20 protein-coding genes and 1 tRNA gene are annotated in these 22,247 nt (G+C 64.7%); 13 read left to right on the forward strand and 8 right to left on the reverse strand.

Features of this window, described 5'->3' with window-relative positions:
- Positions 1-81: 81 nt before the first annotated feature.
- The 6 genes from ABWW33_RS19050 (at position 82) to pepA (ending at position 7,809) form a co-directional block, all read left to right on the forward strand.
- Positions 82-972 (forward strand): DMT family transporter, encoded by an 891-nt coding sequence (locus ABWW33_RS19050; RefSeq protein WP_176654137.1) that lies wholly within the window; start codon positions 82-84, stop codon positions 970-972.
- Positions 969-1,874: a DNA-3-methyladenine glycosylase 2 gene (locus tag ABWW33_RS19055; RefSeq protein WP_353403247.1), complete on the forward strand. Its 906-nt coding sequence runs from the start codon at positions 969-971 to the stop codon at positions 1,872-1,874. The genes ABWW33_RS19050 and ABWW33_RS19055 overlap by 4 nt, the downstream gene beginning before the upstream one ends.
- Before the next feature lie 66 nt (positions 1,875-1,940).
- A complete protein-coding gene (locus tag ABWW33_RS19060) occupies positions 1,941-2,792 on the forward strand; it encodes a class I SAM-dependent methyltransferase (RefSeq protein WP_353403248.1) in 852 nt (283 codons plus the stop codon).
- Between the two features lie 15 nt (positions 2,793-2,807).
- Positions 2,808-3,836 (forward strand): MerR family transcriptional regulator, encoded by a 1,029-nt coding sequence (locus ABWW33_RS19065; protein WP_353403249.1) that lies wholly within the window; start codon positions 2,808-2,810, stop codon positions 3,834-3,836.
- A gap of 105 nt (positions 3,837-3,941) precedes the next feature.
- Positions 3,942-6,689 (forward strand): XrtA/PEP-CTERM system TPR-repeat protein PrsT, encoded by a 2,748-nt coding sequence (prsT, locus tag ABWW33_RS19070; protein ID WP_353403250.1) that lies wholly within the window; start codon positions 3,942-3,944, stop codon positions 6,687-6,689.
- A 226-nt stretch (positions 6,690-6,915) separates the two neighbouring features.
- Complete coding sequence (gene pepA, locus ABWW33_RS19075; protein ID WP_176654132.1) at positions 6,916-7,809, forward strand: flocculation-associated PEP-CTERM protein PepA; 894 nt, start codon at positions 6,916-6,918, stop codon at positions 7,807-7,809.
- Positions 7,810-7,884: 75 nt separating this feature from the next.
- On the opposite strand, the gene ABWW33_RS19080 is transcribed toward pepA, so the two are convergent.
- Positions 7,885-8,544 (reverse strand): acyltransferase, encoded by a 660-nt coding sequence (locus tag ABWW33_RS19080; protein ID WP_353403251.1) that lies wholly within the window; start codon positions 8,542-8,544, stop codon positions 7,885-7,887.
- A 108-nt stretch (positions 8,545-8,652) separates the two neighbouring features.
- Positions 8,653-8,729, reverse strand: a tRNA-Met gene (locus ABWW33_RS19085).
- A gap of 168 nt (positions 8,730-8,897) precedes the next feature.
- On the opposite strand from ABWW33_RS19085, the gene ABWW33_RS19090 reads away from it, so the two are divergent.
- The 5 genes from ABWW33_RS19090 (at position 8,898) to ABWW33_RS19110 (ending at position 13,161) form a co-directional block, all read left to right on the forward strand.
- Positions 8,898-9,470 (forward strand): NUDIX hydrolase, encoded by a 573-nt coding sequence (locus ABWW33_RS19090; RefSeq protein WP_176654130.1) that lies wholly within the window; start codon positions 8,898-8,900, stop codon positions 9,468-9,470.
- 18 nt (positions 9,471-9,488) lie between these two features.
- Positions 9,489-10,217 (forward strand): leucyl/phenylalanyl-tRNA--protein transferase, encoded by a 729-nt coding sequence (gene aat, locus ABWW33_RS19095; protein WP_176654129.1) that lies wholly within the window; start codon positions 9,489-9,491, stop codon positions 10,215-10,217.
- 85 nt (positions 10,218-10,302) lie between these two features.
- Positions 10,303-11,031, forward strand: a complete 729-nt coding sequence (locus ABWW33_RS19100) for an arginyltransferase (RefSeq protein WP_176654128.1) — start codon at positions 10,303-10,305, stop codon at positions 11,029-11,031.
- A gap of 33 nt (positions 11,032-11,064) precedes the next feature.
- Positions 11,065-12,105, forward strand: coding sequence for a quinone-dependent dihydroorotate dehydrogenase (locus ABWW33_RS19105; RefSeq protein ID WP_353403252.1), 1,041 nt, complete (start codon positions 11,065-11,067; stop codon positions 12,103-12,105).
- 9 nt (positions 12,106-12,114) lie between these two features.
- Positions 12,115-13,161 (forward strand): aldo/keto reductase, encoded by a 1,047-nt coding sequence (locus ABWW33_RS19110; protein WP_353403253.1) that lies wholly within the window; start codon positions 12,115-12,117, stop codon positions 13,159-13,161.
- Between the two features lie 92 nt (positions 13,162-13,253).
- Here the strand turns inward: ABWW33_RS19110 and ABWW33_RS19115 are convergent, their stop codons facing one another.
- Positions 13,254-14,006, reverse strand: coding sequence for an SDR family NAD(P)-dependent oxidoreductase (locus ABWW33_RS19115; protein ID WP_353403254.1), 753 nt, complete (start codon positions 14,004-14,006; stop codon positions 13,254-13,256).
- 120 nt (positions 14,007-14,126) lie between these two features.
- Between ABWW33_RS19115 and ABWW33_RS19120 the strand changes: the two genes are divergently transcribed.
- A complete protein-coding gene (locus tag ABWW33_RS19120) occupies positions 14,127-15,020 on the forward strand; it encodes a LysR family transcriptional regulator (RefSeq protein ID WP_176654124.1) in 894 nt (297 codons plus the stop codon).
- A 116-nt stretch (positions 15,021-15,136) separates the two neighbouring features.
- Positions 15,137-17,503: a TonB-dependent receptor plug domain-containing protein gene (locus tag ABWW33_RS19125; protein WP_353403255.1), complete on the forward strand. Its 2,367-nt coding sequence runs from the start codon at positions 15,137-15,139 to the stop codon at positions 17,501-17,503.
- A 51-nt stretch (positions 17,504-17,554) separates the two neighbouring features.
- Here the strand turns inward: ABWW33_RS19125 and ABWW33_RS19130 are convergent, their stop codons facing one another.
- The 5 genes from ABWW33_RS19130 to ABWW33_RS19150 all read right to left on the reverse strand — a co-directional run bounded on the left by ABWW33_RS19130 (position 17,555) and on the right by ABWW33_RS19150 (position 22,225).
- Positions 17,555-18,493 carry a CysB family HTH-type transcriptional regulator gene (locus ABWW33_RS19130; RefSeq protein WP_353403256.1) on the reverse strand — a complete coding sequence of 313 codons (939 nt, stop codon included), beginning with the start codon at positions 18,491-18,493 and terminating at the stop codon, positions 17,555-17,557.
- The gene (locus ABWW33_RS19135) at positions 18,490-19,560 is read right to left on the reverse strand and encodes a sulfate/molybdate ABC transporter ATP-binding protein (RefSeq protein ID WP_176654120.1); all 1,071 of its coding nucleotides are present in this window, start codon (positions 19,558-19,560) and stop codon (positions 18,490-18,492) included. Before ABWW33_RS19135 ends, ABWW33_RS19130 begins: the two co-directional genes overlap by 4 nt.
- Before the next feature lie 4 nt (positions 19,561-19,564).
- Complete coding sequence (gene cysW / locus ABWW33_RS19140; RefSeq protein ID WP_353403257.1) at positions 19,565-20,455, reverse strand: sulfate ABC transporter permease subunit CysW; 891 nt, start codon at positions 20,453-20,455, stop codon at positions 19,565-19,567.
- A complete protein-coding gene (cysT, locus tag ABWW33_RS19145) occupies positions 20,455-21,264 on the reverse strand; it encodes a sulfate ABC transporter permease subunit CysT (RefSeq protein WP_413448453.1) in 810 nt (269 codons plus the stop codon). The genes cysW and cysT overlap by 1 nt, the downstream gene beginning before the upstream one ends.
- Positions 21,265-21,451: 187 nt before the next feature.
- The gene (locus ABWW33_RS19150; protein WP_176654117.1) at positions 21,452-22,225 is read right to left on the reverse strand and encodes a sulfite exporter TauE/SafE family protein; all 774 of its coding nucleotides are present in this window, start codon (positions 22,223-22,225) and stop codon (positions 21,452-21,454) included.
- Between the last annotated feature and the right edge of the window lie 22 nt (positions 22,226-22,247).

Genomic DNA, 22,247 nt, shown 5'->3' on the forward strand with positions numbered 1-22,247 from the left:
AACCGGCTGGCCCGCCGCACGCGAGTGCGGGACAATAGCGACGCCGCGCTGTCCGGCGCCGCACCTACAATTGGAATCCGCATGAGCACCGCCAATCTGCTACGCCTGATCTTCCTCGCCGCCATCTGGGGCGGCTCCTTCCTGTTCATGCGGATCGCCGCGCCGGTGCTGGGCGCCGCCGTGCTGATCGAATACCGTGTGCTGTTCGCCTCGCTGTTCCTGGCGGTGATCGCGCTGGTGCTGAAAAAGCCGTTGAACCTGCGCCAGAACTGGAAGCACTACCTGATCCTCGGCCTGTTCAACTCCGCCGTCCCGTTCCTGATGTTCGCCTTCGCCGCCCGCACGCTGTCGGCCTCCCTGCTGGCCGTGCTGAACGCCACCACGCCGCTGTGGGGCACGCTGATCGCCGCCATCTGGACCCGAAGCATGGTCAGCGCCAAGGTGATGTTCGGCCTGCTGCTGGGCGCCTGCGGCGTCGCGCTGCTGGTCGGCTTCGACCACGTGACCACCAAGCCGGGCGCCGGCATCGCCATCGCGGCGGTGTTGTTCGCCTCCTTCAACTACGGCATCGCCAGCAACTACGCCAAGCAGGCCAAGGCCGTCGAGCCGTTCTCCAACGCGCATGGCTCAATGTGGGCGTCGACGCTGCTGGTGCTGCCGGCGCTGCCGTTCTTCCCGGCGCCGGGCGAACCGACCATCGGCATCATGGGCGCGGTGCTCGCATTGGGCATCCTGTGCAGCGGCGTGGCTTACCTGATCTACTTCCGGCTGATCCAGGACGTCGGCCCGTCGTCGGCGCTGACGGTCACCTTCCTCAGCCCCCTGTTCGGCATCCTGTGGGGCATGCTGTTCCTCGGCGAGAGCGTCGGCTGGTACACCTTCGTCGGCGCCGCCGTGGTCATCGCCGGCACCGCGCTGGTGACCGGCTTCCGCCCGAGCCTGGGCTTCCTCGGCAAGGCCAAGACGGCGTGAAGCCCTTTACCCTATCCCTGCCGGCAAACTACCGCCTGCATGACGTGCTGGCCTTCCACAGCCGCGACACCGAAAGCGTGGCCGAGGAAGTGAGTCCCGAGCGGCTGCGCAAAGGCATGCTGGCCGGCGACGTGCCGGTGGTGCTGGAGATCGTGCCCGACAGCGTCTCAACTCCGACCAGCGCCGGCTGCACCGTCCACGCCGACGGCAAGCTGTCCAAGGCCCCGCAGGAGCAGGTGCGCGAGGCGGCGCTAAGCATCCTCGGCCTGCGCATCGATCCCGAACCGTTCAGCGTCTTCGCCGCCGGGGACAAGATGTTCGGCCCGCTGACGCGCGCGCAGCCCGGCCTGCGCATCGTGCAGTCGGCCACCGTGTTCGAGGCGCTGACATGGGCCATCATCGGCCAGCAGATCAACCTGTCGTTCGCCATCTCGCTGCGCCGCACCTTCATCTTGCAGGCCGGCCGCCAGCACAGCAGCGGCTTGTGGTGCTACCCCACCGCGGCCGACGTGGCGCGCCTGACCGTCGACGACCTCACCAGCCGCAAATTCTCGCGCGCCAAGGCCGAGACCTTGCTGCGGCTGGCCCACCTGGTCAGCGACGGCGAACTGCTGCTGGACCTCACACCAGCCAATAGCATCGAACAGATTTCGGCCGCGCTGCTGGCCGTCAAGGGCATCGGCCCGTGGACCGTCAACTACGGCCTGCTGCGCGGCTATGGCTACGCCGACTGCTCGCTGCACGGCGACGTGGCGATCCGCGCCGCGCTGCAAGCCTTGCTGGGCGAGGACGCCAAGCCCGACATGCCGCGCACCGAAAAAATCCTCGCCCAATACAGCCCTCACCGCACCATGGCCGCCGCCCACCTGTGGGCCAGCCTGCATCCTCGCGATCCCGAGTAGATTTTGCTTGAGCCTGACGCTACGTCAGGCTTTACGATCGGCTGCATTATCGTGAAGGAGATGACCATGCAGCCCACATCCGCCCCCAAGCCCAGCGCCTGGATGACCGCCACCCTGCGCGCCGCGCACCAGTTGTTCGATGAGCCGCTGATCCTGCGCGACTCTGTCGCCCTGCGCATCCTTGGCGCCGATGCCGAAGCCCGGTTGCGCGCCGATGGAGTACGCCAGCGCCACCAGCTCTCCGTCGCCATGCGCACCACGATGGCGGTCCGCGCCCGCCTCGCCGAAGACAGCTGGTACGAGGCACAGCGCCGCGCGGTCGACCAATACGTGATCCTCGGCGCCGGCCTCGATACCTATGCCTACCGCGCCGACTGCGCGCCATCCGCCCGCCTGTTCGAAGTCGACCTGCCGGCCATGCAGCAATGGAAGCGCGACTGCCTGCGCGCGGCGGACATCGGCGAACCCGCGGCGCTGCGCTACGTCGCCACCGATTTTGAAAACGATACACTGAGCGCGGACCTGCAGCGGGCCGGCCTGGCCGACGACAAGCCGGCCTGCCATTCCTGGCTGGGCGTCACCATGTATCTGCGCCCGGATCAGGTGATGCACACCTTGCAGGACATCGCCAATTGCGCGCCGGGCAGCAGCATCGTGTTCGACTACCGCGTGCACGACGACCAGCTGACCGATGCCGAGCGCGCCGGCCTGCAAGTGGTGACCACGGCGCTGGCCGCGCAGGGCGAACACCTGCTCAGCTCTTTCGATCCGCAAAAGCTCGAGCACATGCTGGGCCGCTTCGGCTACAGCCAGGTCGAACACTTCGGCCCGAAGGAGCTCACAGAACGCTATCTGGCCTGCCACGACAACGGCCAGCGCCTGAGCGGCATCTTCCGCATGATCAGGGCCACGGTTTGACGTAAACTATGCGGCATGGATAAATCAGTACTGAAGATCGGCGAACTGGCCGCGCGTTCCGGCCTGACGGTGCGCGCGCTGCACCACTACGACAGCATCGGCCTGCTGACGCCGTCGGCACGCGCCGATTCCGGCTACCGTCTCTACAACCGCACCGACGTCGCGCGGCTGCACAACATCCAGGCGCTGCGGCGGTTCGGCATGTCGCTGGCGGACATCGCGACCTTCCTCGCCAGTCCCGACGCGCCGTTCGCCGACATCGTCGCGCAGCAGATCGCCGCGCTGGGCAAACAGATCGAACAGGCGACCGAGCTGCGCGCGCAGCTCGCGCAACTGCAACAGCAAATGGCAAGCGGCAGCGATCCCGAACTGGAAGACTGGCTGGCGGCGCTGGAGCATATGAACCTGTACGAACGATACTTCACGCCGGAGGAGTTGCGGCGCCTGCCCTTCTGGCAGCAGGATGCGCGCCGCAACGCCGCCTGGATCGCGCTGGTGGGCGAGGCGGAAACGCTGATGGCGCAAGGCGTGCCGGCGGACGACCCGCAAGCGGGCGCGTTGTCGGAACGCTGGATGCAAACGTTGGAGCGCGACACCGCCGCCAATCCGGAGTTCGCGCGCCGCCTGACGCTGATGCTGGACCAGGAGGCCGCGGCCCAGCAGCACACCCGCATCACGCCGGCGCTGAAGCAGTATGTGTCGGCGGCGTTTGGCGCGCGCAAGCTGTGCATCTACGCGAAGTACCTGAGCGCCGACGAGATGCGCGGCATGCGTGAGAACAGCGGCAAGAACCAGAACGAATGGATTGCGCTGATCGCCGCCGTGCATCGGCATCTGGAAACCGGGATCCCGCACGACGCGCCGTCGGCGCAAGCGCTGGCGCGCCAGTGGATGGTGCTCTACCTGGCGCAGATCGGCGGCGATCCGGCCACGCTGGCCAAGATCCGCGCCGCGCACGACCAGGAACCCGCGCTGTTGAACGGCACCTGGGTCACTCCCGCCATGCTTGACTACATCCGCCTGTCCTACGCCACGCTGGCTTGATCGAACGTAAGGTGATGCTCCATATTGTGTCCTAACATCGCGGAGGTGCCCACCGCCCAGGAGACCAGTATGCCCCGCCCCCCCGTAGATTCCACCGGCCGACGCGTGCCGCGCGCAGCCCTGCTGCTGCTGACGTTGACGCTAACCGCCTGCAACACCGCGCGCGACACCGACGCCTTGATGGCCGAAGCCCGGCAATATCGTGCCAAAGGCGAAACCAAGGCCGCCATCATCGAACTGAAAAATGCCCTGCAGAAGGCGCCCGACAATGCCCGCGCCCGCCTCCTGCTGGGGGAGGTCTATATCGAATCGGGCGATACCGCGTCGGCCGAAAAAGAAATGCGCAAGGCCGGGGAGCTGGGCATCGGGGACGTGGAACTCATGCCGCGCCTGGGCAAGGTGATGCTGATGCAGGGGCAATTCAAGAAACTTATCGACGACGTCAAGCCGGACCCGGCCAGCCCGCACCAGACGGAACTGCTGGTATTGCGCGCCAACGCGTATCTGGGCCTGGGCGAGACGGCGCAGGCCCAGGCACTGTTCGACGAGTTGCTGGTGAAAAACCCGGATCTGCCCGAGGCCATGCTGGGCCTGGCAAAGATCGCCGCCTTGTCGCAACACCTGGACCTTGCCACCCAAACTATCGAACGCGCGCTGGCCAAGCATCCCGACAATATCGAGTGCCTGCGCTTCAAGGGCGACTTATTGCGCCTGCAGGGAAAAGACGCGGCGGCCCTGCTGGCATACAAGCAAATTCTGACCTTGCAGCCGAACAATACCCAAGCCCATATCGACAGCGCCACCCTCCTGATCCAGGCCAAGAAGCTGGCCGAGGCCCGATCCGAGATCGACGCCGCCCGCAAGAACGCGCCCGGCACCCTGCCGGTGATCTACACCCAGGCCTTGCTCGACTTTCAGGACGCGAGATATCCGGCGGCCCGCGATGCCTTGCAGCAGATATTGCGGGTGATGCCCGAGCACATGCCCAGCATCCTGTTGATGGGTTCCGTGCAATTGGCCATGGGCTCGTATCTGGAAGCAGAGTTATCGATGCGCAAATTTCTCGACGCAAATCCGCGCCATGTCTACGCCAGCAAGCGCCTGGCCGGACTCCTTTTGAAGGGCGGCAAGGCCGACGATGCCATCGCCGTGCTGGACCCGCTGCTGGAGGCGAATCGAACGGACGTGGAGCTGCTGGCCCTGGCGGGACAGGCGCAGATGCAGGCCAGGCATTTCGCCAAGGCGGCCGACTACTTCCAGGCGGCGAGCGACCTCGCACCGCAAACGGCCAGCTTGCACACGTCGCTGGGATTGAGCCGCCTGGGCGCCGGGGAATCGGCACGCGCAGTCGGCGAGCTGGAACAGGCAACCGCCCTGGACGACAAGAGCGGCCGGGCCGGCATCCTGCTGGCGATGACCCACTTGCGCAACAAGGAATATGACAAGGCACTTCTGGCGGTTGAGGCAATGGAACGGCGCGACGGCAAGAATCCGCTGGTGAAAAACATGAAAGGCGGCATCCTGCTGTCCAAAAACGACCTGGCCGGTGCGCGCGCCGGCTTCGAGCAGGCGCTGGTGCTGGACCCGGCCTATCTGCCGGCCCTGGAAAATCTGGCGCAAATGGACTTGGCGGAAAAAAAACCCGAACGGGCCCGCCAGCGCTACGAAGCTGCGCTCGCCAAGGACAAGAAGAACGTGGGCCTGATGACGGCATTGGCCAAGCTTGCCTTCGCACAGAACAACAACGCGGAAGCGGTGCGCTGGCTGGAACGCGCCACCAGCGAACGTCCCGACGCCCTGACGCCGGCATTGCTGTTGGCGAATCTTTACCAGCGTTCCGGCGAAAAGGAAAAATCGCTGAAGCTGGCGCAAGCGCTGCAGACGGCGCATCCGAACAATCCCGACACGCTCGCGCTGCTGGCACGGATCCAGATCGCGAACGGCAATTACGATGCCGGGCTGGAAAGCTATACCAGACTGGCCGAACTGCAACCTGCCTCGGCCGCCGTGCAACTGAGCATCGCCTATGCCCAGGTCGCGCTCAAGGACAAGGACGGCGCCCTTGCTTCGGTCAAGAAAGCATTGCGGTTGAAGGAAGACTGGTTCGAAGCCCAGGTCCTCGCGGCGACCTTATTAGTGGAAAGTAAAAGCTACCCGGAAGCGCTGGCCATCGCCCAGACCGTACAGCGCCAGCGGGCCGATCTGCCAGCCGGGCTGACGCTGGAGGGCGACATCTGGATGGCCCAGCATAAACCGCAAGAGGCGCTGCAGGCCTACGAGCGGGCATTTAAGATGAGCAAGTTGGCGCCCCTGGCGATCAAGATCCACCAAGCCCTGCTTCTGGCGGGCAAAACCAAGGAAGCGGACCTTCAAGCCGGCCAGTGGTTGCAGCAGCACCCGACCGATCTCAGCGTCCGGCTCTACCTTGCCAGCGCCAATTTGGCGGAGGGACGATATAAGCCGGCGATCAGCCTATTCGAGGCCGTCATCCGGCAAGACCCGAAAAATGTCGTGGCGCTGAACAACCTGGCCTGGGCCTACCAGCACGAGAAGGATGAACGGGCCCTGGCGACCGCCGAACGGGCTTACCAACTGGCCGGCACCAGCCCCGGCATCCTTGATACCCTGGGCTGGATATTGCTCGAGAAAGGCGATACGGCCCGCGCCCTGCCCCTGCTTCAAAAAGCCAGGGCGCTGGCGCCCGATGCGACCGAAATCGGCTACCACCTCGGCCTGGGCCTGATGAAGTCGGGCGACAAGCGCGCCGCACGCACCCAATTCGAACAGCTGCTGGCCGCCAACAAGGACTTCCCGAAGCGTCCCGAAGTGAAGGCGATGCTGGAATCCTTGTAACTACACTCCGGGGTACTGTCGGCTTTTTTTACATCTTTGCGCGAAGAGCCGAAAATATTCCGGAAATTTTTAAAAAACTGTTTTAAAACAGCCACTTAGAAATCCTTCCAAACATGGCGTGGCATTTGCTTAGTAGTGGATAGCTGGCTGGTTCCAACCGGCCGGCAAGGTATCGAAACCCACACCGTTGCGTAGCGACTCTCCATTCATCTAGGAAGGAAACAAAATGAAAAAACTTACCATTCTCAGCGCTCTGCTGGGAGCGCTCTTTTCGGTCGGCGCGGCCCAGGCTACAACGCTGGACACCACCAGCGCCGCCAACGTGCTAATTTCCGGCAATCCGGGAGAGGCTTTAGGCGGTGACGGCATTCTGCAAAATTTCACGGGCATCGACTGGCATCAAAACGGCGCGGGCCTGGTTCAGGGCTTTACGCTCACCCCGGCTAACAATGCCGGCGATTTCGCCGATTTCACCCTGACGTATCAAGCATTCGCCGCAGCCATCGGCACCACGTCGGCCACGCCGGATCTGCGTGTAGCCCCGCCCGGTCCCGCAGTCGGTACCTATGAACTGACGACGATCGCCACCTTGCATGAGCGGGCCACTTGCCTTAACGCCGGTTGCTCCACGGTTGCGATCACGTTCACTCCCGCCACCAGCAGCAACTGGACGGTTTATTTCGATAACACGCCCGATGCCAATCAAGCGGCCGGAACCGGATTCACGGATGGCGCGGTGATGCTGTCGGGTAGCTGGGATTCGGAGCTGTCGACCTTCCTGGCGACCGGCACGTCCGGCACCCCCGGCGCCACCGGCGTTGGCTCGGCCACCTTGGTCGGCACCGTGTTGTTTACCAATGCGGCCTATGTTTCGCCAGCCCTGGCCGGCACCCGCTTCGACACGACGCTGCAATTCCCCGGACCGGACGCACCTGGCTTCACGCGTCCGCTCCTGGTCAATGGCATCGCCACCGGTCCGAATACCGACTCGCAATTCGTGTTGAATGTGGATGGTGGCCAGCAGTTCACGCCCGTGCCTGAGCCAGCCACCCTGGCGCTGGTTGCCGCAGGCATCTTCGGCATGGGCTCGTTCGGCCGCCGGCGCGAAAAACAAAAATAGTCCGTGGTCCGGGCTTGCAATCGAAGGCCGGTGCGCTGGGGCGCACCGGCCTTTTTTTTCATGCCCGGCCTGTCTCTATTTCAGGCGGCGCGCCGGGCTGCCTCCCCATATTTCGCCGCTCCCGATGTGCGTGCCTTTGACGACCAGCGAATTGGCTGCCACGATCGAGTTGTCGCCTATCGTCACGCCGGACAAGACGACCGCATGGGCGCCTATCGTCACATGGTCGCCTATCGTAATCAGATAGTGGCCCAAGGTATCGCCTTCGATCACATGCGGCACCAGCAAGGCCGTTTCGCCGACCACGCTGTTGGCGCCTATCGTCACAAACGACGGATCGTAGATGATGCCCGAACTGTAGGTGTTGTCGCCCAGGCGCGCGCCCAGTCCAAGATAGATCAGCCGCATGATAGGGATCGGAATAATCCCGCCGCGTATCAGGGAATTAAAAAGTATCAGGTAAAACAAGACATACACCTGATAGATGAATTCCTGCCTGGAGCCGAACTCGATATTTCCTTCGTGTAGAGGCATCGCCCACATGAAAATACGAAATATGAGCATGCCGTACAGGTAGACCAGGAGCACCGCTGCCGCGCTGACGGCCACGCCCCTGAAATCGCCCAGGCGGGGAATGCTTCCCACGCCGCAGTAGGCGCTCAGCAGCGAGAGCATCAATACCAGCGCCAGCATGGACAGGAAAACGACTATGGCGGACGGTCTGATTTTTCGCATGAAAAACTCCCTATAAGAGCATCGATTATAGGAAAAGGGAGGTCTTACAGTCGCGGAATTGAAAACGAAAAAGCCGCTGATCCCTGACGGTATCAACGGCTTCGAATTTGGTTGCGGGGACAGGATTTGAACCTGTGACCTTCGGGTTATGAGCCCGACGAGCTGCCAGACTGCTCCACCCCGCGTCTGATGTAATCATTATAGGGCAAATTCGCATGTTAGGCAATATTAATCCCGAAATCGTCTGCGATAGTCCGAATAAATGCAGTTACCTATAGGCATAGGCCATGCCGCGCCGGCGCCAATCGGTGTAAAGTAGCCAAAGTGAGCACCCATACCGACTTGAGCTACCTATGAAATTCTGTTCCGAATGCGCCTCCCCCGTCAGCCTGGCCATACCTGCCGGCGACAACCGCCCCCGCTATGTGTGCGGCCAGTGCGCCACCATCCATTACCAGAACCCGAAAATGGTCCTCGGCTCGATCCCCGTGTGGGAACGCGACGGCGAGCTGAAAGTGTTGCTGTGCAAGCGCGCGATCGAGCCGCGCCACGGTTACTGGACCCTGCCGGCCGGCTTCATGGAAAACAATGAAACCACCAGCGAAGCGGCAATCCGCGAAACCCAGGAAGAAGCCGGCGCCAACATCGCGCTGGGCAATCTGTTCACGCTGCTGAACGTGGCGCGCGTGCACCAGGTCCACATGTTCTACCTGGCCACCCTGCTCGACCTCGACTTCGCGCCCGGCGAGGAAAGCCTGGAAGTGCAGCTGTTCTCGGAGGCGGAAATCCCGTGGGACGACCTGGCCTTCCCGACCATCCGCACCACGCTGGAACTGTTCTTCGCCGACCGCGTCAAAATGCGGGAGGGCGGCAGCTACGGCTTCCACACCCAGGACATCACCCGTCCCATGCGTACGGATCTTTAACCTACTTGACGCGGTAATATGATCCCATGGCTCGATCCCGACAGTCCCTTCCCGGACGTCAGTGAGGCGCTGACCATCGACGCACCCGGCCTGCTGGCGGCCGGCGCCGACCTGTCGCCGCAACGCCTGCTGACGGCGTATAAGCACGGCATCTTCCCCTGGTTTTCCGAAGGCCAGCCCATCCTGTGGTGGAGCACCGATCCGCGCATGGTGCTGATGACGGACAACTTCCGCATCTCGGACAGCCTGAGGAAAACCCTGCGCAAGGTAGAACGGGAGATGAGCGCCGGCGGCCGCTGGCAGGTGCGCTTCGACAGCGCCTTCGAACAGGTGATGCGGGCCTGCGCCGCGCCGCGCCGGGACGGACCCGGCACCTGGATCTCGGAAGACATCATCGCCGGCTACACCGGCCTGCACCGCCTCGGCTACGCCCACTCGTCCGAGCTGTGGCTGGACGGCCAGCTGGTCGGCGGCGCCTACGGCGTGTCGATCGGCGGGATGTTCTACGGCGAATCGATGTTCGCCCGCGTCACCGACGGTTCCAAGATCGCGCTGGCCTACCTGGTGCGCTTCCTGCGTAGCCACGGGGTAAAGATGATCGATTGCCAACAGGAGACCGGCCACCTGGCCTCGCTGGGCGCCTCGCCCATCCCGCGCGCGCAATTCCTGGCGCATCTGCGCAACAGTATTGAATTGCCGCAGATCACCTTGTGGGAACCCATTGCACCGCTGGCTGCGGACAGTTAAGCTAAAGGTGACAAGCGCTGTCCTGGACTAAGCGCTATGATTGGAACTCAGAAGGTCTAAATAGACCGCCTTCGATAGGACGTGCATGACGCACCTGAACGATCTGCCTTTCGCGACGCTGCAGTTTTACACCACGGCGCCTTATCCCTGCAGCTACCTGGACGCGCGCCAGGCGCGCTCGCAGGTGGCTACGCCGTCGCACCTGATCAACGCCGACGTCTATTCGGAGCTGGTCAAGAACGGCTTCCGCCGCAGCGGCATCTTTACTTATCGGCCATATTGCGACGGTTGCCAGGCCTGCATCCCGGTGCGGGTGGTGGCCGACCAGTTCAAGCCCAGCCGGGGCCAGCGCCGCGCCTGGGTCAGGCATGGCCACCTGATGGCGGGCGTGGCCACGCTGTCGTTCTCCGACGAGCACTACGACCTCTACCTGCGCTACCAGAGCAAGCGCCACGCCGGCGGCGGCATGGACCAGGACAGCCGCGACCAGTACGCGCAATTCCTGCTGCAAAGCCGCGTCAACACCCGGCTGGTCGAGTTCCGGGAGCCGGACGGCACGCTGCGCATGGTCAGCATCATCGACGTGCTGTCGGACGGGCTGTCGTCGGTCTACACCTTCTTCGATCCCGACGTCGAGGGCGCCTCGTTCGGCACCTTCAACGTGCTGTGGCAGATCGCCCAGGCGCGCGAGCTGCAGCTGCCCTATGTGTACCTGGGCTACTGGATCAAGGAAAGTCCGAAGATGTCCTACAAGACCAACTTCAAACCGCTGGAGGCGCGCATCAAGGGCACGTGGAGCGTGCTGGACGCCTGATAAAATACGGGGAACTATAACCAGAGCTCCCCCATGTCCGAAAAACTCCTGTACTCGCTGGCCCGTCCGCTGCTGTTCTCGATGGACGCCGAAGCCGCCCACCATTTCACCCTCCCCGCACTGAAACGCGCCGCCGCGCTGGGCCTGACCAGGCTGGCCGGCCAGCCCAAGGCCGATCCGCGCACCGTGATGGGCATTACGTTTAAAAATCCGGTCGGCCTGGCGGCCGGCCTCGACAAGGACGGCGCCTACATCGACGCGCTGGCCGACCTGGGCTTCGGCTCGATCGAAGTGGGCACCGTGACGCCGCGCGCACAGCCGGGCAATCCCAAGCCGCGCATGTTCCGCCTGCCGCAGGCGAAGGCCATCATCAACCGCATGGGCTTCAACAACGGCGGCGTCGACGCGTTTGTCGCCAACGTGCAGTCGTCGCGCTTCTACCAGGACAAGGCCGGGGTGCTGGGCCTGAACATCGGCAAGAACGCCGACACGCCGATCGAGCGCGCCACCGACGACTACCTGCACTGCCTGGAAAAAGTCTATCCCTACGCCAGCTACGTGACGGTCAACATCTCGTCGCCGAACACCAAGAACCTGCGCCAGCTGCAGGGCGGCTCGGAACTGGACGGCCTGCTCGGCACCTTGAAGGAGGCCCAGCTGCGCCTGGCCGACCAGCACAAGCGCTACGTGCCGCTGGCGTTGAAGATCGCGCCGGACATGGACGGCGATCAGGTCAAGAACATCGCCGACGCGCTGCTGCGCCACAAGATCGACGGCGTCATCGCCACCAACACCACCTTGAGCCGCGACGCCGTCGCCGGCATGCCGCACGGCGCCGAAGCGGGCGGGCTGTCGGGCGCGCCGGTGTTCGAGTTGTCCAACACCGTGATCCGCCTGCTGAAGGCCGAGCTGGGCGACGCGCTGCCGATCATCGGCGTCGGCGGCATCATGCGCGGCGCGGACGCCAAAGTAAAAATGGAGTGCGGCGCGCAGCTGGTGCAGCTGTACAGCGGCCTGATCTACGCCGGCCCGGCGCTGATACGCGATTGCGCCGACGCGATCCGCTTGAAATAAGGAAGCAGCATGCAGAAGATACAACTTGGCTCGAGCTCGCTCAACGTCAGCCGGATCTGCCTGGGCACGATGACCTTCGGCGAGCAAAATACCGAAGCCGACGCCCACAGCCAGCTGGACTACGCGCTGGAGCGCGGCATCAACTTCATCGACACGGCGGAAATGTACCCGGTGATGCCGCGCCCGGCCACGCAGGGCGCGACCGAGCGCTTCATCGGCAGCTGGCTGAAGAAGACCGGCGCGCGCGACAAGGTGGTCATCGCCACCAAGGCGGCCGGACCGAATCCCAACATCAGCTGGGTGCGCGGAGGCAAGCAGAACTTCGACGCGGCCAACCTGCGCGCGGCGGTCGACACCAGTTTGCAGCGGCTGCAAACCGACCATATCGATTTATACCAATTGCACTGGCCCAGCCGCAACGTGCCCATCTTCGGCGCCAACGCCTTCAATCCCAAGCTGGAGCGCGACTGCGTGCCGGTGGAGGAAACGCTGGCCACGCTGGGCGAGCTGATCAAGGAAGGCAAGATCGGCGCGATTGGCGTGTCGAACGAATCGTGCTGGGGCGTGAACGAGTTCATCAAGCAATCCGAGATGAAGGGCCTGCCGCGCATCGCCACCATCCAGAACCTGTACAACCTGACGGCGCGGCACTACGAGACCAGCCTGCTGGACGAGACCTGCTACCGCGAGAACGTCAGTCTGCTGGCCTACAGCCCGCTGGCGTTCGGCCAGTTGACCGCCAAGTACCACGACGACGCCAAGGCGCACGGCCGGCTGACGATCTTCCCGACGACGTGGAGCCCGCGCTATCTGCGGCCGGCGGTGCTGGAAGCGGTGGCGCGCTATGCGAAGCTGGCGCGCGACCACGGCATCACGCCGACGCAACTGGCGCTGGCGTGGTGCTATTCGCGCTGGTTCGTGGCCTCGACCATCATCGGCGCCACCACCCTGGCGCAGCTGAAGGAAAACATCGACGCCTACGAACTGCAACTGCCGGCGGAAGTGCTGGCGCAGGTGGACGCCATCCACGCCAGCATCACCAACCCCGGCCAGTAAATCCGGGGTCAGATCCGAAAATTGGACACGAACTCCGCCGTAGCGGCCGCTACGGCGGAGTTCGTGTCCAATTTTCGGATCTGACCCCAGTTTTAACGCCAGCCGCCGGCGGCGTCCAGCAGCGAGCCGGTGATCCAGCCGGCGTCGTCGGAGGCGAGGAAGGCGACGGCTTTGGCGATGTCGGCCGGCGTGCCCAGGCGACCCAGCGGCGTCTGGGCGATCATCATGTCCGACAGGTCGCCTTTCATGCCGGCCGCGTTGAAACCTTCGGTATCGGTCGCGCCGGGATTGACAGCGTTGACGCGGATCTTGCGGCCGCCCAGCTCCTTCGCCAGCCCGCGCGTGATGGTGTTCACCGCGCCCTTGGTGGCGGTGTAGACCGACGCCCCCGGCAGCGGCAACTCCCCCACCACCGAACCGATGTTGACGATGCTGCCGCCTTCGGCAGGGAACATCGCCACGGCCGCTTTGCTGGACAGCAGCAGACCCGTCACGTTGATGTCGAACATGCTGCGCACGCTTTCCTCCGTCACCGTCTCCAATCCGCCAAACGCATACACGCCGGCGTTGTTGACCAGGATGTCCAGGCGGCCATACGCGGTGCGCGCGGCCGCGAACAGCTTGTCGATATCCGCCGGCATGGCGACGTTGGCCTTGACCGCGATGGCCTTGCCGCCGGCGACGATGATCTCCGCCACCACCTTGGCCGCATCCTGCTCGCTGGACGCGTAGTTCACCACCACCGACGCGCCCTGCGCCGCCAATTCCCTGGCGATGCCCGCGCCGATGCCCTTCGATGCGCCGGTGACCACGGCGACTTTACCTGCCAGTTTTTTCTGAGACATGATGATTTCCTTTAAATTGGCCAGCGGAATGCTTGCCGATGAAGTGATCATCTCTCATGCATAAATCCTGCGGTAGCCGCTAAAATCGTCTATGATTTATTCACCTAGTGGATTAATCACATGAATGACCATCTCTTCACCCTCCGCTTGTTTGTCCGCGTCGCCCGCAAGGGCAGTTTTTCGGCCGCCGGCCGCGAACTCCACATTCCGCAGCCGACCGTCTCGCGCCTGATCGCCAACCTGGAAAAACACATCGGCGCCGCGCTGCTGGTGCGCACCACCCGCGCCGTCACGCTGACCGAGGCCGGCATCGACTTCCTGGCCCGCATAGAACCGGTGCTGGCGGCCCTGGACGAGGCGGAGCAGGCCGCGCGCGGCACCGGCGAGCTACGCGGCCTGCTGCGCGTCGGCGTGTCCTCCAGCTTCGCCATCCGCGGCGTGATGCCCAAGCTGCCCGGCTTCCTGCAGCGCCATCCCGAACTGCGCGTGGAACTGCTGCTGGACGACCTGCGCCAGGACCTGGTCACCGAAGGCGTCGACGTCGGCCTGCGCTTCGGCTCCCTGCCCGATTCGACCGCCGTGGCGCAGCGCCTCGGTGCCGTACCGCGCGTGATCGCCGCCTCGCCCGCCTACCTGGCCGGCGCCGGCACGCCACAAACGCCGTCCGACCTGGCGCGGCATTCGATCATCGCCGGCCCCGGCCGGCTGGCCGCGCCGTGGAAGTTCACCAGGGACGGCAAGACGCAGTCGGTGCGCGTGGACGGCCAGCTGTCGGTGTCGGTCAACGAGGTGTCGACGGCCGCGGCGGTGGCCGGCATCGGCATCGCCTCGATGAGCCTGGGCGCCTGCCTGAAGGAGCTCGGCGACGGCACGCTGGTGCGCGTGCTGCCCGACTGGGACATGGGCGCCATCGAGCTGCATGCCGTGTTCGCCGCCGGCCGCGCCGCCAAACCGGCCGCGCGCGCGTTTGCCGACTTCTATGCCGGCAACCTGCAGCACATGGGAATTCAATAAAGTTGTTGTTTCCTGCACGTTATCCAGTTCTTGAATATCATTAGACGCAACCATTCGTGGGCAGCAGGTTTGCGCACTGATAAGCTCAAGTCATCACTAACCAGAGAGACCGCCACATGAGTTCACGCCACATCGCTCGTCCCCTGCTGCTCAGCAGCCTGATCGCCTCCATTTTCACCCCCGCCTTTGCCCAACAAGCCGTCGCCGACGGCGAGCTGCAGTCGGTGGTCGTCACCGGCACCTATGCGAAGAACCGCCGCACCGTCGATTCGGAATCGCCGATCGACATCATCGGCGCGCGCGAGCTGCAGGCCAGCGGCTCGACCGAGCTGGCCACCGTGCTGGGCCGCCTGCTGCCGTCGATGAATTTCCCGCGCCCTTCCGGCGCCGACGCCAGCGATGCCGTGCGTCCGGCCCAGCTGCGCGGCCTGTCGCCGGACCAGACGCTGGTGCTGGTCAATGGCAAGCGCCGCCACACGTCGGCGGTGGTCAACGTCAACGGCACCCAGGGCCGCGGCTCGGCGCCGGTGGACTTGAACGCGATCCCGCTGTCGGCCATCGACCACATCGAAGTGCTGCGCGATGGCGCTGCGGCGCAGTACGGCTCGGACGCGATCGCCGGCGTCATCAACATCATCCTGAAAAAAGGCGCGGGCGGCGGCGAAGTCGAAGTCGGCTTCGGCGAATACCAGAAGCGCGACGGCAAGCAGAAAACCGTGCGCGGCTCGACCGGCTTCAACCTGGGCGACCAGGGCTGGGTGCGCGTCGCCGTCGAGGCGGCCGACCGCGATCCGACCAACCGTGCCGGACCGGACTTCCGCAATCCGGCCGAACCGCGCTACGGCAAGGTCAACCAACGCTTCGGCGATCCTGAAACCAAGCCGCGCACGCTGTTCGTCAACAGCCAGTACCGCGTCAACGACGACATCGACTGGTACGCCTTCGCCAACTACGGCCAGCGCGACACGTCGGCCGCCGCCACCTGGCGCACCGCGCTGAACGGCACGGCGCAGCGCACGCCGCTGTTCCCGGAAGGCTTCCTGCCGCTGGAGAACAGCACATCGACCGACCAGTCGCTGGTGACCGGCCTGCGCGGCGAAGCGGCCGGCTGGCGTTGGGACGCGAGCCTGAACTACGGCAGCAACGAGTTCAAGCTGGACCTGGACCACACCGTCAACCAGACCTTGGGCGCGGCCAGCCCGACCCACTTCTACGCGGGCAAGCTGACCAACACGCAGCAGCTGTTCAACTTCGACGTCGCCAGGGAGTTCCCGGTGCAGGCTTTCAGCGGCCCGCTGACGGTGGCGCTGGGTGTCGAGGCACGCCACGAGGAATATAAAATCGGCGCCGGCGACGAGGCGTCTTACACCGGCACCGGCGCGCAGGGCTTCTCCGGCTTCCGCCCGGTGAACGCCGGCAGCAACAGCCGCCACAACGAATCGATCTACGCCAACTTCGAAGCCGAGATCACCAGGCAGTTCTCGGCGTCGGCTGCGCTGCGCCATGAGCGCTACAGCGATTTCGGCAACACCACCTCGGCCAAGGGCTCGGCGCGCTATGCGTTCTCGCCCGAAGTGTCGCTGCGCGGCACGGCGTCGTCCGGCTTCCGGGCGCCGTCGCTGGCGCAGCAGTTCTACACCATCACCACCACCAATTTCTCGGTGGTCAACGGCGTCAATACGCCGATTGAAACCGGCACCTTCGCGGTCGGCAGCGCCGCCGCGGCGGCGCTGGGCGCGACCCCGCTGAAGGCCGAGAAGGCCCGCAACTACAGCCTCGGCCTGCAGCTGTCGCCCACCCGCAACTGGAACACCACGGTCGACGCCTACCGCATCGACATCGACGACCGCATCGCGCTGTCGGCCAACATGACGCTGTCGCCGGCGCTGCAGACGGCGCTGGCCAAGCAGGGCATCCTGGTCGGCGCCGGCCGCTACTTCACCAACGCCATCGACACCCGCACCACCGGCGTCGACGTGGTCAGCACCTATCGCTGGGATACCTCGAGCGGCCGCTACGATTTCACCGCGGCCTACAACCACAACAAGAATTCGCTGGAGCACGTCAACGACAATCCGGCCATCCTGACCGCCAACGGCCTGACCCTGATCGACCGCCAGACCATCAACCGCATCACCGTCGGCTCGCCCAAGGACAAGTTCAGCCTGGCGACCGACTGGACGCTGGGCCAGTGGAGCGCGCGCGGCGTGGTGACGCGCTACGGCAGCTTCACCGTGCCGCAGAACAACGCGACGCTGGACCAGGTCTACGATCCGCAGTGGGTGCTGGACCTGTCGGGCAGCGTCAAGCTGGGCAAGAACTGGCGCTTGAGCGCGGGCGTCGACAACGTGACCAACCGTTATCCGGACCAGGTCACGTCGGCGGGCAACCTCAACAACAACGGCATCAATCCGTACAGCGGCTTCGCGCCGAACGGCTTCAACGGCCGCTACTACTACGCCAAGGCCGGCTACAGCTGGTAAGCCAACACGGCGGCACGCAGCGGCCGGCCCCATACCGGGTCCGGCCGCCAATCAGACATTCCCGATATCCCCGCCGCTCAAGGCGGCGTCGATGTCGGCGCGGGTCAGGTCCGGCGCGAATTGCTGGATGAAATGGTAGGCGTACGAACGCAGGTAGGCGCCGCGGCGCACCGCCAGCCGGGTGGTGTTTTGCGCGAACAGGTGCGACGCTTCCACCGCGCGCATGCCCTTGTCGCGGCCGTGGTCGAAGGCCATCGACGCCACGATGCCCACGCCCAGGCCGAGCGCGACGTACTGCTTGATGACGTCCGAATCCATCGCCGTCAGCACGATGTCGGGCTTGACGCCGGCCGCCGCGAACGCCGCGTCGATATGGCCGCGGCCGGTGAAGCCCACGTCATAGGTGATCAGCGGGAACTCGGCCAGGTCTTCCAGCCTGATCGGCGAGCGCGACAGCAACGGATGGCCGTCCGGCACCACGATCAAATGGCTCCAGCGGTAGCAAGGGAAGGACACCAGGTCGGGGAACTGCGACAGGCCCTCGGTGGCGATGCCGATGTCGGTCTTGCCGGACAAGATCCATTCGGCGATGTGCTCGGGCGCGCTCTGCTGCAGGGCGATGCGCACGTCGGGATAGGCGGTGCGGAAACTCTGCACCACTTTCGGCAGCGCGTAGCGCGCCTGCGTGTGGGTGGCCGCCACGCTCAGCGTGCCGCTTTGCTGGCCGGTGTATTCCAGGCTGGCCTGCTGCAGGTTTTCCGCCTCGATCAGCAGGCGGTCGATGATCTTCAGGATGCCCTTGCCCGGCTCGGTCATGCCGGTCAGGCGCTTGCCGTTGCGTTCGAAAATCACCACGCCCAGTTCGTCTTCCAGTTCGCGGATCTGGCGGCTGACGCCAGGCTGCGAGGTGAACAGGGCGTTCGCCACTTCGGTCAGGTTGTAGCCGCGTCGCGCGGCTTCGCGGATGGAGCGCAATTGTTGAAAATTCATATGGCGGCTCCTCCGTCAACGAACACATGCAGGCGTTTGGGGCGCACCACCAGGGTTTCGCCTTCCTTCAATTGCAGATGGCTGAAACGCTCGTTGGACATCACCGCTTCGATCAGCTCGGCGGTGTCGCCGCGCTCCAGGTCCAGTTGCGCCAGCGGGCCGATCGCATGCGCGCGGCGCAGCTTGACCACGATGCCTTCCGCGCCCGGCGTGTAGCGGTCGATCTCCAGGTCGTGCGGACGCACGTAGGCGGTGCCGTTGCCGTCGGCCGACGGCTGGCCCGGCACGGTGAACGAGGCGTCGCCGCTGGCGAGCACGCCGTCCTGCACGCGGCCGTGGAACATGTTCACGTTGCCGAGGAAGCCGTAGACGAACGGCGAGGCCGGATGGTTGTAGACCTCGCTCGGCGCGCCTATCTGTTCGACATTGCCCTTGTTCATCAGCACCACCTGGTCGGCCACTTCCAGCGCCTCCTCCTGGTCGTGGGTGACGAAGATCGACGTCACGTGCAGGTCGTCGTGCAGGCGGCGCAGCCAGCGGCGCAGCTCCTTGCGCACCTTGGCGTCCAGCGCGCCGAACGGTTCGTCCAGCAGCAACACGCGAGGTTCCACCGCCAGCGCCCGCGCCAGGGCGATGCGCTGGCGCTGCCCGCCCGACAGTTGCGGCGGATAGCGGTCGGCCAGCCAGTCCAGCTGCACCAGCTCGAGCAGCTCCTTGACCTTGCGCCGGATCTGGTCTTCCGACGGCCGCTCGGCGCGCGGCTTGACGCGCAGGCCGAAGGCGACGTTTTCAAACACGGTCATGTGCTTGAACAGCGCGTAGTGCTGGAACACGAAGCCGACCTGGCGTTCGCGCACATGGCGGTGGGAGGCGTCGTTGGCGTCCAGCAGCACCTGGCCCGAGTCAGGATGCTCGAGGCCGGCGATGATGCGCAGCAGCGTGGTCTTGCCGCAGCCGGACGGCCCCAGCAGCGCGGTCAGCTCGCCCTGCGGAAAGTCCAGCGACACATTGTTCAGGGCGACGAAATCGCCGAACCGCTTGTTGATGTTTTTAACTTCGATGGTCATGGTATTACTCCGTAGGGCGCACGTCGTCGGCGATGGATTCGTTCAAGCGCCAGGCGATAAAGGATTTCAGGGCCAGCGTCACCAGCGCCAGCAGGGCCAGCAGGGACGCCACGGCGAAAGCTGCGGCAAAGTTGTATTCGTTGTACAGAATCTCGACCTGCAGCGGCACGGTGTTGGTCTCGCCGCGGATGTGGCCGGATACCACCGACACCGCGCCGAACTCGCCCATCGCGCGGGCGTTACACAGGATCACGCCGTACAGCAGGCCCCACTTGATGTTGGGCAGCGTGACGCGGCGGAAGGTGTCCCAGCCGGAGGCGCCCAGCACGATGGCGGCCTCCTCTTCCTCGCTGCCCTGCGCCTGCATCAGCGGGATCAGCTCGCGCGCGACGAATGGGAAGGTGACGAAGATGGTCGCCAGCACGATGCCCGGCACCGCGAACAGGATCTTGATGTCGTGCTCCTGCAGCCATGGGCCGAACCAGCCCTGCGCGCCGAACAGCAGCACGTAGATCAGGCCGGAGATCACCGGCGATACCGAGAACGGCAGGTCGATCAGGGTCAGCAGGATGCTCTTGCCGCGGAACTCGAACTTGGCGATGCACCACGACGCCGCCACGCCGAACACCAGGTTCAGCGGCACGGCGATGACGGCGGTGATCAGGGTCAGCTTGATGGCCGAGATCGCGTCTTCCTCGACGATGGCGGACACGTAGGCTTCCCAGCCCTTGCGGAAGGCTTCGACGAACACAGCCACCAGCGGCACGAACAGGAACAAGGTCAGGAAGGTCAGCGCGATGGCGATCAGCGCGCCGCGCACCCACAGCGGTTCGAGGATTTGCGGGGCCGACGGCAGTTCGCCGCGCCGCACCGGAGTAGTTGGAACGCCGCTCATTATTTATTCCCCGACTTTCCGCGAGCCCAGGCTTGCAACAGGTTGATGGTCAACAGCATGAGGAAGGAAACGATCAGCATCACCACGGCGATAGCGGTGGCGCCGGCGTAGTCGTACTGCTCCAGCTTGGTGATGATGAACAGCGGCGTGATCTCGGACACCATCGGCATGTTGCCGGCGATGAAGATCACCGAGCCGTATTCGCCGGTGGCGCGGGCGAAGGCCAGCGCGAAGCCGGTCATCAGCGACGGCAGGATGGTCGGGAACACCACACGGAAGAAGGTCTGGAAGGCGTTGGCGCCCAGGCTGGCGGCGGCCTCCTCCAGTTCGCGCTCGGCGTCCTCCAGCACCGGCTGCACGGTGCGCACCACGAACGGCAGGCCGATGAAGGTCAGCGCGATGACCACGCCGATCGGCGTGAACGCCACCTTCAGGCCCAGCATGCCTTCGAGGATGCGGCCGAACCAGCCGTTGGCCGAGTACAGCGCCGTCAGCGTGATGCCGGCCACGGCGGTGGGCAGCGCGAACGGCAGGTCGACCAGCGCGTCGACGATGCGCTTGCCGGGGAATTCATAACGCACCAGCACCCAGGCGACGATGCCGCCGAAGATGACGTTGATGAAGGCGCCGATCAGCGAGGCGCCGAAGGTCAGGCGGTACGAGGCCATCACCCGGTCCGACGTCACGGCGTGCCAGAACGCTTCCCAGGTCAGCGTGAACGTCTTCAGGAACACGGCCGACAGCGGGATCAGGACGATCAGCGTCAGGTAGAAAATGGTAAATCCCAGCGAGAGCCGGAAACCCGGCATCACGCGGTACGGCGCTCCTCTGGACGCAACGGGGGCCGTGGCGGGCGCTGCGAGAACTGCGGACATGTATGCTCCCTTATTACAAATTCTTCTATAAGGGCTGCATAATCTCATCTACGCTTCATAATACAAACGAAGCTTTTTTCATTTGATTAGACGATTCCGGTATATCGATCCGGAAATCCGTTCAAGATACGAGCTTGGCGGCAACCGCCACCAGGGTGAAGGCCAGCAGCCCGCGCAGCAGGCGTTCCGGCACGGCGCGCGCGGCGTAGGCGCCGATGGTGATGCCCGGCAGCGAGCCGACCAGCAAGGTCAGCAGCAAGGACCAGTTGATCGAGCCCAGCCACCAGTGGCCGACGGCGGCAATCGCGGTCAGCGGCACGGCGTAGGCGATGTCGGTGCCGGCCACTTCGGCCGCGCTCAGGCGCGGATACAGCATCACCAGCAGGGTCGCGCCGATGGCGCCGGCGCCGATCGACGAGATCGTCACCAGCGTGCCCAGCACGGCGCCGGCAACGATGGTGGCGGTGGTCAGCGCGCTGCCCTGCAGCTGCCGTTCGGGACGGGCCGTGATCCAGGCCAGCATCTTGCGTTTGAATAGTAAGGCGACCACGGTCAACATCACCGAGCCGGCGATCATGTAGCGGATCACCTGGCCGATTTCCTGGTTGAGGGTGCCGAAATGCTTGAGCGCAAAGCTGGCCAGCAAGGCGGCCGGCAAGGCGCCGATGCACAGCCGGCGCACGATTTCCCAGTGCACCGTGCCGCGCATGCGGTGGGTGAAGGTGCCGACGCCCTTGGTCAGCGAGGCGAACGCCAGGTCGGTGCCGACCGCGACCGCCGGCGACACGCCGAACAACAGCGTCAACAGCGGCGTCATCAGCGAGCCGCCGCCCACGCCCGTCATGCCGACCAGCAGGCCGACCGCGAAACCAGATGCGACAAAGGACAAATCCATGCAATTCCCCAAGAGTAGCTCG

Source organism: Duganella hordei (genome assembly GCF_040369125.1).
Classification (GTDB): Bacteria; Pseudomonadota; Gammaproteobacteria; order Burkholderiales; family Burkholderiaceae_D; genus Rugamonas; species Rugamonas hordei.

What these genes read in the sequence shown, in the direction of transcription:
- ABWW33_RS19050 (WP_176654137.1), top strand. Translation starts at nt 82, where the DNA reads ATGAGCACCGCCAATCTGCTACGCCTGATCTTCCTCGCCGCCATCTGG.
- ABWW33_RS19060 (WP_353403248.1), top strand. Translation starts at nt 1,941, where the DNA reads ATGCAGCCCACATCCGCCCCCAAGCCCAGCGCCTGGATGACCGCCACC.
- ABWW33_RS19065 (WP_353403249.1), top strand. Translation starts at nt 2,808, where the DNA reads ATGGATAAATCAGTACTGAAGATCGGCGAACTGGCCGCGCGTTCCGGC.
- pepA (WP_176654132.1), top strand. Translation starts at nt 6,916, where the DNA reads ATGAAAAAACTTACCATTCTCAGCGCTCTGCTGGGAGCGCTCTTTTCG.
- ABWW33_RS19080 (WP_353403251.1), bottom strand. Translation starts at nt 8,544, where the DNA reads ATGCGAAAAATCAGACCGTCCGCCATAGTCGTTTTCCTGTCCATGCTG.
- ABWW33_RS19090 (WP_176654130.1), top strand. Translation starts at nt 8,898, where the DNA reads ATGAAATTCTGTTCCGAATGCGCCTCCCCCGTCAGCCTGGCCATACCT.
- aat (WP_176654129.1), top strand. Translation starts at nt 9,489, where the DNA reads ATGATCCCATGGCTCGATCCCGACAGTCCCTTCCCGGACGTCAGTGAG.
- ABWW33_RS19100 (WP_176654128.1), top strand. Translation starts at nt 10,303, where the DNA reads ATGACGCACCTGAACGATCTGCCTTTCGCGACGCTGCAGTTTTACACC.
- ABWW33_RS19105 (WP_353403252.1), top strand. Translation starts at nt 11,065, where the DNA reads ATGTCCGAAAAACTCCTGTACTCGCTGGCCCGTCCGCTGCTGTTCTCG.
- ABWW33_RS19110 (WP_353403253.1), top strand. Translation starts at nt 12,115, where the DNA reads ATGCAGAAGATACAACTTGGCTCGAGCTCGCTCAACGTCAGCCGGATC.
- ABWW33_RS19115 (WP_353403254.1), bottom strand. Translation starts at nt 14,006, where the DNA reads ATGTCTCAGAAAAAACTGGCAGGTAAAGTCGCCGTGGTCACCGGCGCA.
- ABWW33_RS19120 (WP_176654124.1), top strand. Translation starts at nt 14,127, where the DNA reads ATGAATGACCATCTCTTCACCCTCCGCTTGTTTGTCCGCGTCGCCCGC.
- ABWW33_RS19125 (WP_353403255.1), top strand. Translation starts at nt 15,137, where the DNA reads ATGAGTTCACGCCACATCGCTCGTCCCCTGCTGCTCAGCAGCCTGATC.
- ABWW33_RS19130 (WP_353403256.1), bottom strand. Translation starts at nt 18,493, where the DNA reads ATGAATTTTCAACAATTGCGCTCCATCCGCGAAGCCGCGCGACGCGGC.
- ABWW33_RS19135 (WP_176654120.1), bottom strand. Translation starts at nt 19,560, where the DNA reads ATGACCATCGAAGTTAAAAACATCAACAAGCGGTTCGGCGATTTCGTC.
- cysW (WP_353403257.1), bottom strand. Translation starts at nt 20,455, where the DNA reads ATGAGCGGCGTTCCAACTACTCCGGTGCGGCGCGGCGAACTGCCGTCG.
- cysT (WP_413448453.1), bottom strand. Translation starts at nt 21,264, where the DNA reads ATGCCGGGTTTCCGGCTCTCGCTGGGATTTACCATTTTCTACCTGACG.
- ABWW33_RS19150 (WP_176654117.1), bottom strand. Translation starts at nt 22,225, where the DNA reads ATGGATTTGTCCTTTGTCGCATCTGGTTTCGCGGTCGGCCTGCTGGTC.